This is a genomic window from Gemmiger sp. An120 (assembly GCF_002160955.1).
Lineage (GTDB): Bacteria > Bacillota > Clostridia > Oscillospirales > Ruminococcaceae > Gemmiger_A > Gemmiger_A avium.
On sequence record NZ_NFLN01000016.1, the window covers coordinates 50,534 to 61,667 of the forward strand.

Sequence of the window (11,134 nt, forward strand, 5' to 3'; positions counted from 1 at the left end):
ATGACGCTAAATTTTGGCATGGTAAAAGGACTGAGCGGCATAGAACGGCGCCAGCTTCAGGAACTGACATCGGTGTTCGAGTATCACCAGAGCAAAAACGCGATCAAGGATAAATATTACGAGGGTCATGTGACCCTGAATGATGTGAACCTCGGTATCGCATTGCCGAATGGACTGCGGAAAATCGAGGTGGGCTGCAATTGGGGGCAGAAGGCGGTGGACGCTCTTGCCAGCCGCTCTATGTTCGATGGCTTTGTGGGAAGCGGCAAAGCGGCGCAGAACGTGGCGGAGCTGGTGGCGGGAAACCGTCTGCTGGCGGAGTACGGAAAAGCCTGCCGGGACGAACTGAAGTATGGATGTGTGTTTGCCACCCTGTCTGCGGACAACGCACTCGGCTGCCGCATTCGGTTCCATTCTCCCGCGGCTGCCTCCGCTCTCTGGAGCGGCGAAAAGGGGCGGATTGACTGTGGGCTGGCCATAATCGACACGGTACCGGATGAAAAATACAAGGGTACCTGGCGGCCTCACATCGTCAACCTGTACACCGACGAGGCGGTGATCGTACTCACCGCGCAGAATGGATATTGGCTGGCGGAGCGGCACCCCCACAAGATGGGGCGTCCCCTGATGGAGCCGCTGATCTGGAACGCCACCACCGGCAAGCCCTTCGGGCGTTCCCGCCTCAAGCGGGCGGTGCGCGCCCTGATCGACGACTACGTCCGGATCGTGGCCAATGCCACCATTGCGCTGGAGTTCGACACCACGCCACAGAAATATTTGCTGGGGCTTACCGACGATCAGTATGATGCCATCGTGTCGGACAAGTTCAAGCAGTATGTGGGCAGCCTTCTGGCATCCACGACCAATCCGGAAACCGGAGAAAACCCCGAGTTTGGCCAGCTGGCCCAGGGCAGCCTGCAGCCCCATGTGGACAAGATGCGCATGACTGCTACCCAGTTTTCGGCGGCCACAGGGCTGACCATCACCGACGTGGGCATCGTCAACGACGCCAATCCCACATCCAGCGATGCGATCCTGGCCCAGAGCCAGACCCTGGTGCTCATGGCCCAGCAGCTGAATGCCGGCAACGGAGAGGCGCTGAAAACCATCATCCAGATGGCGCAGGCCATTGCACGCAAGGTGCCGATGGCGGAGCTGACCGCAGAGGAGCGGGGCGTCATGGCTCACTTCAAAAACCCGGCCATGCCCAGCGTGGCGGTGACGGCGGACGCGGCGATCAAGATTGCTTCCTCCCGTCCGGAGTTTGCCAGTACGGATATTTTCCTGGAGATGGTGGGATTTGACCAGGCGGATATTCAGCGCATCAAAACGCAGGAGCAGCGGGTGCGGGGCCAGAAGCTGCTGGCTGAGGTAGAGAATGAGAATAACGGAGAAAACCTGGGTTGAATACATAGACCGCCTTTCCCGTCTGAATGAGGAGGCGGGGCAGAAGATGGCAGACTATATCACCAGTCACGGCACACAGGATGTGGACAGGCTGATCGCCTATGCCGACGCTTTGGTGCAGAAGTACGGCGAGGGCACGGCGGAGCTGGCCTGCCAGATGTATGATGCCGTGGCCCAGGCGTCCGGCGTTACTGTACCACCGGCGGAACCGGCAGCACCTGCTGACTACGGTGAGACGGCCAAAATGGTAAATGCCACAAAGCAAAGCCCGCCGCAGCTGCAGGGCGGTGTGAGCCGCCTTGTCAAGCGGGCCGGGGCTGACACCACACTGAAAAATGCCATCCGGGACGGCGCGGAATGGGCGTGGGTGCCTCATGGGGATACCTGCCCGTTTTGTCTGACGCTGGCCAGCCGGGGATGGCAGAAAGCCAGCGCAAAAGCCTTGAAGGGCGGCCACGCCGAGCACATCCACGCCCACTGCAACTGCGAGTACGCAATCCGATTTGACAGCAACACCACGGTGGCCGGGTACGACCCGGATAAATACCTGGAGCAGTATAACGCCGCTGGCGGGGACATCAACGCCATGCGCCGGGCGCAGTACGCGGAGAACCGGGATGTGATCAATGCCCAGAAGCGGGCGGCGTATGCGGCGAGGAAAGAACGCAACGGGCCGATGGATGTTCTTGACGAGTATGTGCGCAGCAAGACCCCGGGACAGGGGACCATCACGTTTGATGAGGGTTACAGCCGCGCACACCACGCCGATGAAATAAAAACAGCACAATGGCTGCACGATACTCTCGGCGGCGACATTGTGCTGTTGCAGGAAAATCTCGGAGGAGCAAAAAAGCCGGACTATATCTGGCGGGGAAAGTTCTGGGAACTGAAAAACATCACCAGCGATAAAGCGGCAGACAGTGCGATTCGCGGAGCTCTGAAACAAATTGCCGAAACCCCAGGAGGAGTCATCCTCGATTGTGGGGAAAACGAAATCGAAATTTCTGCCCTACAGGCTGTGATCGATGCGCGCATAAGCAGAAGCGGAAAATTTCCGGTCGACGTTTTGGTTTTGCATCGGAAAGAGCTGCTGGCGGCATTGAGATACAAAAAATAAGGGAGCCGTTGCCCCCCCACCAAAAAGGGCGGAGGAACGGCTCCCTTACAGACGATCCTTCCGGATACATCTTGATTATTTTATACCATGGAAACAGGAAAAAGTCAATCTGACCATGATATCACGCACCGTGGCTCTTTCATGCGCTTTTGCAGTCAACTGCAAGGGCGCTTTTTTGTGCCCATCCTGGCCGCATGAGGCCGGGAAGGGCATTTTTAATATCCAAATTTGCCCGGCATGGCGCAAAACTGCACAGCCCGTGGGAGCTACCCCGTAAAAAGCGCAGGGCGGAAAGGACCAAGCATGAAGCGAGAAGAGGTAAAAGGCATTATCCCTGGCATCACCGACGAACAGCTCACCCAGATCATGGACCTGCACAGTGCTGATATTGAGCGACATAAGCAGCAGGTCACGACCCTGACCACCGAGCGGGACGCCGCCCGGACCCAGTTGGGGGAGGCCAACAAGAAGCTGGAGGGCTACGACCCCGAATGGAAGCAGAAGGCCGAGCAGGCCCGGCAGCAGGCAGAGCGGCAGGTTCTGGACCTGCGTTCCCGCTATGCTGAATCCAACGCGGCAGCGGCCCTCAAATTCTCCAGTGCCAGCGCCCGCAAGGCGTTTTTGGCGGATCTGGCCCAGAAGAAGCTGCCCCTGCAGGAGGACGGCTCTCTGCTGGGCTTTGACGACTACGTCAAATCGTACATGCAGACCGACCCGAATGCCTTTGTCGCCGAAGGATATCCGAATGTGAAGGACGGCGGCGATCCGCACCACAATCCGACCGGTTCCACCCGCGAACAGTTTGCGGAGTGGTTTGACCAGGTCATGAAGTAAAGGAGTGAACTCTATGGCATCCATTAACATCAACCGTACCACCACCATCAGCCTGCCCGGCCAGGTATCTGCGGAGATCCTGCAGAAGACCCAGGGCGCCTCCGCTGTTATGGCGCTGGCCCGTCAGATCCCGCTGCCCGGCCTGGGCACCACCATCCCCGTGATTACCGGCGACCCGGAGGCCGGCTGGGTGGGGGAGACTGAGAAAAAGCCTGTAAGCCGCAGCACTCTGGCTACCAAGATCATGCAGCCCTATACCCTGGCAGTCATCGTGCCCTTCTCCAACCAGTTCCGCCGCGACGTGCCGGCCTTGTACGATCAGCTGGTGCAGCGCCTGCCCGGCGCCCTGGCCAAGAAGTTCGACGCCACCGTATTCGGCGCCGTGGATGCGCCCGGCTCTAATTTCGACACCCTCAAGGACTGCACCGCCCAGAGCATTCTGACCAATGCCTATGGCGGCCTGGTTGCTGCTGACGGTGACATCGCATCGCACGACGGCATCCTGAACGGCTGGGTGCTGGCACCCCAGGGCAAGGCCATCCTGCTGACCGCAGTGGACGGCAACGACCGCCCGCTCTTCATCAACAGCGTGGCGGAAGGTGCCGTTCCCATGATCCTGGGTGCCCAGGTGCGTCAGAGCAAGGGCGCCTATATTGCCAACACTGCGTCCGCGGACGCGGTCGTGGGCTTTGCCGGTGATTGGACACAGGCCGTATACGGTACTGTGGAGGGTGTGCAGATCGCCATCTCTGATCAGGCTACGCTGACCGACGGAGATTCTACCATCAACCTGTTTGAGCAGAATATGTTTGCGGTCCGGGCTGAAATTGAGGTGGGCTTCCGCTGCGATACCACCGTGTTCAATAAGCTCACCGGCGCGGCCAAGACGGGAGGCTGACTATGAAAGAGTTCATCAACAGCCTGACCGGCACCCGGATGTTCGTGGCCGATGGGCGTGAGGAGGAATACAAGAAGGCCGGGCACCGTCCGGCCGACATTCCGGAGCCTGAGCCCCCGGCACCTGACGCCGGATCTGCCCCGGAGGCTTCCGAGACGGATACCGGCGCCGCCCGGGCGGCCGAAGAAGAAAAAACGGAGACAGAGCCTGCCGCGCCCGCGCCGGCCAAGTCCGCCGCCGCGCCCAAGCGCAAAGCGGCTGCTAAAAAATGAGGTGATCCCATGAAGTACGCCTCTGTTTCCGATGTGGAAGCAGGTTTCCGCCAGCTGGATGAGGGCGAAAGCGCACGCTGTGACGCGCTGCTGGAGGAGGCTGCCGTTGTCATCGATGCCTTCAACGAGGCGGCTGCCGAAGAGCGGAAAAAACTGGTGTCCTGCCGTATGGTGCGCCGCCAGCTGGACACGGGCGGCCAGAGCGCGGCCATGTTTCCGATGGGCGCGTCCCAGGGGTCGGCATCGGCGATGGGATATGCCCAGACCTGGACCGTGACCGGCGGCTCGGTGGGAGAGCTGTATCTCTCCAAGCTGGAAAAGCAGCTGCTGGGCGTCGGAAACCGGATCGGCACGGTCAGCCCCCTGGAGGTGATGACCCAATGATACGCGGCATCACGATCCTGCTGTACGAAAAGCGGCAAACGGGCACGGACGCCTTCCATGCGCCCATTTACGAGGAAACCCCGATCGAGGTGCCCAATGTGCTTGTGGGTGAGCCGTCGGCCGAAGACATCGTCAATGAGATGCAGCTCTATGGAAAACGGATCGCCTACACCCTGGCCATTCCCAAGGGCGATACCCACGACTGGAACGATGCGACGGTGGAATTCTTTGGGCAGAAATGGCGCACCTACGGGGGCGTGACCCAGGGCATCGAGGCGATGATTCCGCTTTCCTGGAACAAGAAGGTCAAGGTGGAACGTTATGGCTAAGCTGAAAGTCACTTTGAACCGGGCCGGGGTACGGGAGCTGCTGCGATCCGACGAGATGCTGGCGATTTGCACCGAGCACGCCGGAAAGATACAGGCCCGGCTGGGAGATGGGTACGCGGTTTCTCCCCATCGGGGCAAGAACCGCGTAAACGCTTCGATATTCGCAGAGACGCCCCAGGCCCGCCGTGAAAATGCTGAAAACAACACGATACTGAAGGCGCTGAAATGATCGAAGAAACGATTTTGAACTACCTGAGCGACGCCCTGGAGGTTCCGGTGCGCATGGAAGTGCCGCAGGAACCGCCCGGGCGCTTTGTGGTTTTGGAAAAGACCGGTACGGGAAAGACCAACTGCATTCCGCGGGCGACATTTGCCGTCCAGTCCTATGGCACCAGCCTGCTGGAAGCTGCCCGATTGAACGAGCAGGTAAAGCAGGCCATGGAAAGCCTGGATGAACGGGATGAGATCGCAGCGGTTAAGCTCAACACCGATTACCCGTACCCTGATACCCGTACCAAGCGGTACCGGTATCAGGCAGTCTTTGACATTACCCACTACTGAAAAGGAGGATCAGATGGATGTAAAGAATGTAACGGTGGGCAAGCCCAAGAAAGGGGGCGCCATCTATCGGGCGCCTCTGGGCACCGCGCTGCCTACCGACGCAAAGAGCGAACTGGATCAGGCATTCAAGGCCCTTGGCTACTGCGGGGAGGACGGTCTGGTAAACGCCAACTCCCCCGAAAGCGATAACATCAAAGCCTGGGGCGGGGACACCGTTTATACCTACCAGAGCGAAAAGCCGGACACCTTCTCCTTCAAGCTGATCGAGGCACTGAACGTGGAGGTGCTCAAGGCGGTATACGGCGACGCGAACGTTACCGGCACGCTGGAGGCGGGCATCACCGTCAAGGCCAACAGCGCCGAGCAGGCGGATTGTTGCTGGGTGGTGGATATGATCCTGCGGGGCGGTGTGCTTAAGCGCGTGGTCATTCCCTGTGCCAACGTGTCTGAGGTGGGAGAAATCACCTATACCGACGAGGACGCGGTGGGCTATGAGACCACTATCACCGCCAAGCCGGATACGGATGGCAATACCCACTATGAGTACATCGTGAAAGGAGGCAGCCAGGCATGATCGAGGGGAAAACGAGCACCGGTTTCGCCTTCAGCATTGACGAAAAGGTTCTGGACAACATGGAGCTGCTGGACGCCATCGCGGAGAGCGAAGAAAACCTTACCGGCATTTCCCGGGCCTGCGTGCTTTTGCTCGGCAAGACCGGCCGCCGGCAGCTGTATGATCATCTCCGCGAGGAGGACGGACGGGTACCGGTGAAGGTCGTGAGCCAGGCCCTGGTGGAGATCTTCCAGTCCTGTGGGAACAAAGGAAAAAACTGATCACCCTCGCCGGCATGATCGCCTCCAGCGAAGACGCGCTGATTTGCGATATGGCCGAGACGTATGGAATCCTCGACTACCGGGCGCTGCCGCTTCCGCTGGCGGCCACGCTGGCAGCCGGGCTGAGGGAAACATCCAGAAGCAAGATGCGGTTGTCGGGGGCTCATGCGGCCCCCGACACGCTTTTGCATGCCGCTGCTGTTGATTGGCTGGCCACCTTGGCGTGGATGCAGTCGGAGAACGGACGCAAGAATATAAACCGGCCACGTCCGGTACTGGAAATCTTTACCGGGGATCACAAAGCGGATAATCCGGTAGTTGCGTTTGATTCAGCGGCTGATTTTGAAGCGGAACGCGCCAGGATCCTGGGGGAGGTGAACCGGTATGGCGACTGAGCTGGCAAAAGCATTTGTCCAGATCGTACCCTCGGCGCAGGGAATCAAAGGAAGCATCACACAGGCGCTGGGGAACGAGGCAAACACAGCCGGTACCGGAGCCGGAAAAGCCTTTGGCTCCAAGCTGGTTGGCGCGGTCATGGGCGTGGTGTCGACAGCGGCCATCGGCCAGGCTCTGGCAAGCACCATCACCGAGGGCGCCGCCCTGGAGCAGAGCATCGGCGGCATCGAAACACTGTTCAAGGAAAGCGCCGATGCCGTCAAAGCCAACGCCGCGGAGGCCTACCGCACGGCCGGCATGAGCGCCAACCAGTACATGGAACTAACCACCAGCTTTGCGGCCAGCCTGCTGCAGAGCCTGGGCGGCAATACCGAGGAGGCGGCCAGGATTTCGGACATGGCCATGACGGATATGTCCGACAACGCCAATAAGATGGGCACCGACATGGAGCGCATCACCGACGCCTACCAGGGGTTTGCCAAGCAGAACTACACCATGCTGGACAACCTGAAGCTGGGCTATGGCGGTACCAAAGAGGAGATGCAGCGGCTGCTGGCGGATGCCCAAAAGATCACCGGCGTCGAATACGATATCAGCAGCCTGGCGGACGTGTATGAAGCAATCCACGTTATCCAGGGAGAGCTGGATATTACCGGCACCACGGCAAAGGAGGCTTCCAACACTCTGTCCGGCTCGCTTGCCTCCATGAAAGCCGCCTTCAAGAATGTGCTGGGGCAGCTGACCCTGGGGCAGGATGTGGGCCCGGCGCTGAGTGCCCTGGCTGAGACCACGACCACCTTCCTGGTGAAGAATCTGCTGCCGGCGGTGGGCAACATCCTGAAAGCACTGCCGGGCGCGCTGGCGACTTTTCTGCGGGAAGCTGTGCCCCAGATGTCCGCCGCGCTGCTGGAGCTTTTCCCGCAGCTGCAGACCGGATTTTCCGAGGCGCTGCCGCAGCTGGCCGCCACGGCAAGAGGTCTTATTGTGTCCCTTGCCTGGCAGATTTATGACGCGGCGCCAATGCTGATCAGTCAGGGCGGCGCCCTGATGACCCAGCTGGCGGCAGGATTGTCGCAGGCGCTTCCGGAACTTCTGCTTGCGGCAAGCGTCGCGATCGGAGCACTGCTGCAGGCATTTATCGACAACTATCCGCAGTACCTGAACATGGGGGCTCAGATCCTGGGCACCCTGATCAACGGTATCGGACAGCGAATCCCGGAGATGCTGGTGGTGGCGGCCCGCGTTATTCTGAACCTCGTTTCCGGGCTGATCCAGAACTTGCCCCAGATTATCGCCGCCGGTTTTAACCTTATTACCACCATGATCACGGGCATCGGAAACGCTCTTCCGGGCGTGATCCAGGCGGCGGGTCAGATCGCGTCCATGATTTGGGAAACCGTTCAGGAAGTGGACTGGCTCCAACTGGGCAAGGACATCATCCAGGGCATGATCAACGGTATCGGGGCCATGGCCGGCGCGCTGTGGGATGCGGCAACCAATATTGCCCGTTCCGCGCTGGATGCCATCAAGAGCTTTTTCGGCATTGCATCGCCCTCCCGGCTCATGCGGGACGAGGTGGGCCGGTGGATCCCGGCCGGTGTGGCGGTTGGCATTGAAAGCAACAGCAAGCCGCTGACCAAATCCCTGAAAGCGATGGCAGACAACACCCTGGCACAGCTGCAGGCGACGCTGGGGGCCAATGCCCGCGCCCTGCAGCCGCATGGGCGTGTATCGGCCGAGGAGCAGCCGTCCCGTCAAACCATTCAGAACATCTATTTTGAACAGCCGATGCAGGCCCCGGACGAAATTGCCCGGGCGCTCCGCATCCAGAATACCTATGGATTGGCAGGTGCGAGATGAAGCTGGATACCTATGTAGCGGCTCGCTTTGTCCGCAGTGACGGGGCGGAGCTTGTGGCGGACGGAAGCGACTGGCTGATTACCTCGATTGATGGAGCGGATGCAGCCACCTATGCGCTGTTTTCTGAGGATAATGGCTCCGGCGATGGGGGAACCACCACCGGCAAACGGGTGAGCGCCCGGGATCTTGAACTTGGCGCCACCACCCTGTCGGTGAAGAACAACCCGGCGCTGCGGGACAGGGTGCTCTCCTTTTTCAACCCCAAGCACACGTTTCGCGTCTATCTGACCTATATGGGCCGCACCCGATGGCTGGCGGCAGAGCTCGCCGCCTTCAAGGCGCCCAGCACCAAGGTCAATGTGCCGCAGACCTTTTCCGCCTATTTCAAAGCACTGGAAAATCCATACTGGCAGAGTGTGGACGACTTCGGCCAGGACATTGCGGCCATCACACCGCGGTGGGGGTTCCCGTATATGGATCACCCGGACTTGGGCGTGCTGGTGGATGTGGCAAACTTTGCCCGGAAAGTGACCTTCGATTACGACGGCAATGTGGCTGCCTATCCCATCATCACGATCACCGCCGACGCGCCGGTAACCAATCCGAAGATCATGAACGGATCGGCCTTTGTGCGGCTCATCGACGAATTGGCGGCCGGCGACACCGTGGTCATCACCACGGCGCCTCAGCGCATCCGCATCACAAAGAACGGGCAGAACGTGCTCAACAAGGTGGACCGCGCCAGCAACTTCGCCGGCCTGGCCCTGCAGCCGGGTACCAACGTATACAGCTTTGCCGCCGACTATGGCGACAACAGCCTGCATGTGGTTATCCGGTACAACAAGCAGTATCTGGGGGTGTGATCCATGCAGCTTCTTGCTCTGGACGCCGACTTTCAGCCGGTGGCCTATCTGCCCTTTTTCAACCTCCAGTGGACACGGGAGTATTACCAGATTGGTAATTTCTCCGTACAGATCGCGGCGGCCGACTACCAGCCGACCATGGCCTATCTGTACACTCCCGACCGCCCGGAAACCGGCATCATCCAGAAAGTGGAGCTCACCGAGACGGTCAAGGGAAGGTTCGTGCAGCTCTCCGGATATTTTCTGGAAGCCATCCTTAACGACAAGGTGGTGTATCCTGCATACTACGCCACGGGCACCATCCCGGCGGCGGTAGTGGCCATGCTTCGGCAGTACAAGGACGACATCCCGCTACTGACCGTGGCCGATCCGCCCGCCGTGCAGGCGGACGCCGCGAGCTGGCAGGAAACCGGCGGCCAGTTGGCCGATGTAGCCTATACCAAGCTGCAGACGGTGCAGATGTCGCTGCGCTGCCGGTACGACTACCAGGCGAACACCATCACCGCCGAGGTCTGGCAGGGCCTGGACCGCACCCAGGAGCAGACGGTGAATCCGTTTGTTACCTTCAGCGACGGTTTCGGCAACCTGGTGCAGGTGGACGCCTCGGTTGACCGGTCCAACTACAAAAACTATGCCATTGTGACCGGCCAGGACCAGGCGGAAAACCGGAAAGTAGCCTATGCGGATCTGTCCGGCGGCGGATACAAAAGGGTACTGTATGTGGATGCCCGCAGCGAGCAATGGGACCCGGAAGAACAGACGGAAGCCGAGTACCTGGCCAGTCTGCAGCAAAAAGGCCTGGACGCCCTGCTGAACTACGCGATCATCCGCAATGTGGATATCCAGACGGCAGCTGGCGGTTTTGTTTACCTTGAGGACTGGGATCTGGGCGACCAGGTGGATGCAATCGTGGAAGATATCGGCCTGGCCGTACAGGCCCGTATCGTAACGGTGCGGGAGGTCTTCAAGCAGAACAACCACACAGTCGAGATAGAGCTGGGGGACAAAAAGCTGACACAGCTGCAGAAAGCGAGGATGATTTACTGAATGCAAAGTTATCCGTTTACATCGGACAAGATTACCTACGATGAGCAAGGTCTGCCGAAGTATGACCGCGCGGTGGACAGTGCTTTCCTGCGTAAAGTATTTGCGCAGTATTTTTCGGATGGTGTCTTTTATAAACCGGAAAACGCCCTGCAGGTCGTAGTGGATATCGGCATGCAGGTGGCGGTGGAGCCGGGCTCCTGCCACATCCAGGGCGCCATGGGCATTGAACCGAACCGCCGCACTCTGGTGGTGCAGGCGGCGGAAGAACTGGACCGTATCGATACGGTGGTGGCCCGTCTGGACCTGTCTCGAGCGGTGCGCAGCATAGACCT

The 11,134-nt window shown here is 59.7% G+C and carries 15 protein-coding genes and 1 pseudogene; all 16 read left to right on the forward strand.

Features of this window, described 5'->3' with window-relative positions; translation table 11 throughout:
• A complete protein-coding gene (locus B5E65_RS12335) occupies window positions 1–1,407 on the forward strand; it encodes a phage portal protein (protein WP_087172068.1) in 1,407 nt (468 codons plus the stop codon).
• A complete protein-coding gene (locus B5E65_RS12340; protein WP_481810359.1) occupies window positions 1,379–2,524 on the forward strand; it encodes a VG15 protein in 1,146 nt (381 codons plus the stop codon). The genes B5E65_RS12335 and B5E65_RS12340 overlap by 29 nt, the downstream gene beginning before the upstream one ends.
• 303 nt (window positions 2,525–2,827) lie before the next feature.
• On the forward strand, window positions 2,828–3,358 hold the full coding sequence (locus tag B5E65_RS12345) for a phage scaffolding protein (protein WP_087172070.1): 531 nt from the start codon (window positions 2,828–2,830) through the stop codon (window positions 3,356–3,358).
• Window positions 3,359–3,371: 13 nt separating this feature from the next.
• Complete coding sequence (locus B5E65_RS12350; RefSeq protein ID WP_087172071.1) at window positions 3,372–4,256, forward strand: phage major capsid protein; 885 nt, start codon at window positions 3,372–3,374, stop codon at window positions 4,254–4,256.
• 2 nt (window positions 4,257–4,258) lie between these two features.
• Window positions 4,259–4,528 (forward strand): hypothetical protein, encoded by a 270-nt coding sequence (locus tag B5E65_RS12355; protein ID WP_087172072.1) that lies wholly within the window; start codon window positions 4,259–4,261, stop codon window positions 4,526–4,528.
• 9 nt (window positions 4,529–4,537) lie between these two features.
• On the forward strand, window positions 4,538–4,912 hold the full coding sequence (locus tag B5E65_RS12360; RefSeq protein ID WP_087172073.1) for a hypothetical protein: 375 nt from the start codon (window positions 4,538–4,540) through the stop codon (window positions 4,910–4,912).
• Window positions 4,909–5,241: a hypothetical protein gene (locus tag B5E65_RS12365; protein WP_087172074.1), complete on the forward strand. Its 333-nt coding sequence runs from the start codon at window positions 4,909–4,911 to the stop codon at window positions 5,239–5,241. The genes B5E65_RS12360 and B5E65_RS12365 overlap by 4 nt, the downstream gene beginning before the upstream one ends.
• Entirely contained in the window at window positions 5,234–5,470 is a 237-nt protein-coding gene (locus tag B5E65_RS12370) for a hypothetical protein (RefSeq protein WP_087172075.1), read from the forward strand. Before B5E65_RS12365 ends, B5E65_RS12370 begins: the two co-directional genes overlap by 8 nt.
• Window positions 5,467–5,802: an SIMPL domain-containing protein gene (locus B5E65_RS12375; protein WP_087172076.1), complete on the forward strand. Its 336-nt coding sequence runs from the start codon at window positions 5,467–5,469 to the stop codon at window positions 5,800–5,802. Before B5E65_RS12370 ends, B5E65_RS12375 begins: the two co-directional genes overlap by 4 nt.
• 13 nt (window positions 5,803–5,815) lie before the next feature.
• Window positions 5,816–6,376 carry a phage tail tube protein gene (locus B5E65_RS12380; protein ID WP_087172077.1) on the forward strand — a complete coding sequence of 187 codons (561 nt, stop codon included), beginning with the start codon at window positions 5,816–5,818 and terminating at the stop codon, window positions 6,374–6,376.
• On the forward strand, window positions 6,373–6,636 hold the full coding sequence (locus tag B5E65_RS12385; RefSeq protein WP_087172078.1) for a hypothetical protein: 264 nt from the start codon (window positions 6,373–6,375) through the stop codon (window positions 6,634–6,636). Before B5E65_RS12380 ends, B5E65_RS12385 begins: the two co-directional genes overlap by 4 nt.
• A gap of 14 nt (window positions 6,637–6,650) precedes the next feature.
• Entirely contained in the window at window positions 6,651–7,031 is a 381-nt protein-coding gene (locus B5E65_RS12390; RefSeq protein WP_087172079.1) for a DUF5361 domain-containing protein, read from the forward strand.
• A complete protein-coding gene (locus B5E65_RS12395) occupies window positions 7,021–8,892 on the forward strand; it encodes a phage tail protein (protein ID WP_087172080.1) in 1,872 nt (623 codons plus the stop codon). Before B5E65_RS12390 ends, B5E65_RS12395 begins: the two co-directional genes overlap by 11 nt.
• The gene (locus B5E65_RS12400; RefSeq protein ID WP_087172081.1) at window positions 8,889–9,755 is read left to right on the forward strand and encodes a phage distal tail protein; all 867 of its coding nucleotides are present in this window, start codon (window positions 8,889–8,891) and stop codon (window positions 9,753–9,755) included. Before B5E65_RS12395 ends, B5E65_RS12400 begins: the two co-directional genes overlap by 4 nt.
• Before the next feature lie 3 nt (window positions 9,756–9,758).
• Complete coding sequence (locus tag B5E65_RS12405) at window positions 9,759–10,802, forward strand: siphovirus ReqiPepy6 Gp37-like family protein (protein ID WP_087172082.1); 1,044 nt, start codon at window positions 9,759–9,761, stop codon at window positions 10,800–10,802.
• Window positions 10,803–11,134: pseudogene (locus tag B5E65_RS12410) on the forward strand (hypothetical protein); the annotation flags it as partial.

Bases quoted from the DNA above. Each gene is read 5' to 3' on its own strand.
- B5E65_RS12335 (WP_087172068.1), top strand. From the start codon at position 1: ATGACGCTAAATTTTGGCATGGTAAAAGGACTGAGCGGCATAGAACGG.
- B5E65_RS12340 (WP_481810359.1), top strand. From the start codon at position 1,379: ATGAGAATAACGGAGAAAACCTGGGTTGAATACATAGACCGCCTTTCC.
- B5E65_RS12345 (WP_087172070.1), top strand. From the start codon at position 2,828: ATGAAGCGAGAAGAGGTAAAAGGCATTATCCCTGGCATCACCGACGAA.
- B5E65_RS12350 (WP_087172071.1), top strand. From the start codon at position 3,372: ATGGCATCCATTAACATCAACCGTACCACCACCATCAGCCTGCCCGGC.
- B5E65_RS12355 (WP_087172072.1), top strand. From the start codon at position 4,259: ATGAAAGAGTTCATCAACAGCCTGACCGGCACCCGGATGTTCGTGGCC.
- B5E65_RS12360 (WP_087172073.1), top strand. From the start codon at position 4,538: ATGAAGTACGCCTCTGTTTCCGATGTGGAAGCAGGTTTCCGCCAGCTG.
- B5E65_RS12365 (WP_087172074.1), top strand. From the start codon at position 4,909: ATGATACGCGGCATCACGATCCTGCTGTACGAAAAGCGGCAAACGGGC.
- B5E65_RS12370 (WP_087172075.1), top strand. From the start codon at position 5,234: ATGGCTAAGCTGAAAGTCACTTTGAACCGGGCCGGGGTACGGGAGCTG.
- B5E65_RS12375 (WP_087172076.1), top strand. From the start codon at position 5,467: ATGATCGAAGAAACGATTTTGAACTACCTGAGCGACGCCCTGGAGGTT.
- B5E65_RS12380 (WP_087172077.1), top strand. From the start codon at position 5,816: ATGGATGTAAAGAATGTAACGGTGGGCAAGCCCAAGAAAGGGGGCGCC.
- B5E65_RS12385 (WP_087172078.1), top strand. From the start codon at position 6,373: ATGATCGAGGGGAAAACGAGCACCGGTTTCGCCTTCAGCATTGACGAA.
- B5E65_RS12390 (WP_087172079.1), top strand. From the start codon at position 6,651: ATGATCGCCTCCAGCGAAGACGCGCTGATTTGCGATATGGCCGAGACG.
- B5E65_RS12395 (WP_087172080.1), top strand. From the start codon at position 7,021: ATGGCGACTGAGCTGGCAAAAGCATTTGTCCAGATCGTACCCTCGGCG.
- B5E65_RS12400 (WP_087172081.1), top strand. From the start codon at position 8,889: ATGAAGCTGGATACCTATGTAGCGGCTCGCTTTGTCCGCAGTGACGGG.
- B5E65_RS12405 (WP_087172082.1), top strand. From the start codon at position 9,759: ATGCAGCTTCTTGCTCTGGACGCCGACTTTCAGCCGGTGGCCTATCTG.